This window comes from Endozoicomonas sp. ISHI1 (genome assembly GCF_024606225.1).
Taxonomy (GTDB): domain Bacteria; phylum Pseudomonadota; class Gammaproteobacteria; order Pseudomonadales; family Endozoicomonadaceae; genus Endozoicomonas_A.
The window spans coordinates 1-2,088 of sequence record NZ_JAGRPU010000117.1 but is presented as its reverse complement, the minus strand read 5'-3'; the positions used below and the strand labels follow the sequence as shown (position 1 = coordinate 2,088).

Genomic DNA, 2,088 nt, shown 5'->3' with positions numbered 1-2,088 from the left:
AACTCATGCTCTGGCAACAGCTCCTGATAATATTGCCAGAGTGCCATCACACACTCGGTGGCATTGTGTGCAATGTCGTTTATTTGCGGCTCTGGCAAATGCCGTTGTAACTGCCTGACCAGAGCTGGTTCTACCACTCTGTCCCGAAGGAATGCCCGGTCCAGGCGCGGGTAGTAAGCCCTCGGCAGTTTTTCTTTCAGGGCCGGGTCGAGCTGGCGCCCGGCGTAATGATCCGGGTTGCCGGTGAGAATGACCCGGTGTTTTGGGCCAACCTTGACAGGATGACCATTCACGTAAATGCAGGGTTGCGGCTCCCATAAGCCGTTAAGTGACGCCAGCAATCCGGTTTTGGCGAGGTTGGCCTCATCCAGAACCAGGGTGACATAGTGTCCGTCATTGTCAGAAGGGGTATTGGCCCATTCCATCAATGCCCGGTTTTGCTGCGCCATAGAGCGGTCGCCATCGGCGTGTTCTTGCCACTGCCAGCGTTTCATCAGAGTCTGTTCGCTGTCAGAAGGCCCAAGGGAGAGCACCGAAGCCTGTCCTGAAGTCTTTGCCATTCTGGCGGAAAAGTAACTTTTTCCGGTGCCGGTTTCCCCCAGCAGGAATATAACGGGAGAGTCTGTAAGCCGCTCATGGAGTCGGGATAATCGACGACTTTCACGATCCTTCTGATTCGTCTGGCCGTGAAAAAGGTCCCGGGCCAGTGCTGCCAGGGGCTTCTCAGCGGAACCCGTCCATTCCAGTGATTCAGACAGTCGATATTTTATACGTTCAATGCCTTCTGCCTCAGAACGCGCTGTTCTGGCCATCTGAAAACAATCATTGGCCAGAGCGTGAATGGCATCGGATCGGGTCTGCCCTGGTGGCAAAGGTAACTGCCAGCCAGCAGCCAGTGCATCCTGCAAACGTTTAATCTGCCTTGATGGTCTGGTGGCTAATGGTGGGCAGGACTGCGTTGCCTCCGGATCGACTTCCAACTGATAGGCTAGAACATCACGTTGTTTCTCTGGTGTATGGGCTATGATCATGGTGCAGAGCCTGTCTAAAGCTCTCTCTTTACCCCACTCTGGAAATGGACTTTCATAAGACAGTTGTAGTTTTTTATTAAATGCTGCCGGGTCAAAGGCTCTGGCCAGTGGCCACAGGTTCTGCTCCACAAACGCTCTATCAAACCGCTGGGTACTTTTAATAATGTCATTTAAATGGTCCGGGTCAACCGAGGGGGCTCGATCCTCATCCGGCTTTTCATGAGCATCTGGCAGTAACTGCCAACAGGCTACTTTCATAAAATCACGCACGACCGGATGCTGGCGGGTACCATGGGTGATGGTGCTATTGATGGCCTTGCGCCAGTGGCGGGGTAAAAGTTGTGGGGACTGGTCAACCTGCTGTGCTCGCCGGGCAGCCAGTATCAGGTTATTCAATAACCCTTCGGTCATTTCTGGCAGTGGGTTACAAAGCTGGGCAGGTACGGTTTTAAACGCTTCGTAAAGTTCATAGAGTGCTTGTTCTGGCAGCTCAGTCCGGATGATCTCATGCTTGGTAGCATTGATCTCCCAGAGATCGACCTCAGGACAGGGTTTACCCTTGGCAACCATGGAATTAAATACTGAAGACGGGCTCTTCGCAGACTCAGGCCAGAGCAAGGTGACATCAGCTTCCGGGTAGGCCTGTAATTGGCCATTCACCAACAGAGGTTGCCCAACAGCCAGGGGTTCCAGTAGCGCCTGAAGCGTTGGATTACTCTCCAGTCCCCGCAATACAACCGGCTTGCCAGTGGTTAATGCCTTCTGCAACTCAGTCTCACATCGTCCAAAATGCGCCTTTTGTTCCGAGGTGATATAGATATTATCAAATAGCTGGCTAAGGCTGGTCTGGTCATTGATCTGAATGACCAAAGGGTTTTCCGGCTGCTGTTTGAGCCAATGACTTACCTGGGCGTTTTGCTGATACGTGGCGGTCTTAAAGGCAACGTGATCTCTCATTGAGAGCTTATCGTTTTCTGCCAATCCCAGGGCTTTCGGCTGCCGTTTAGTATGGGCCACCCGCAGTCGGGGCTCCAAATCGGTTGTCTCGCGAATCGTC

At 52.8% G+C, this 2,088-nt stretch carries 1 protein-coding gene; it reads right to left on the bottom strand.

Features of this window, described 5'->3' with window-relative positions; all coding sequences use genetic code 11:
- Positions 1-2,088, bottom strand: a 2,088-nt coding sequence (locus KBW69_RS23285; RefSeq protein ID WP_257282519.1) for an AAA family ATPase, incomplete at both ends; no start/stop codon positions are given.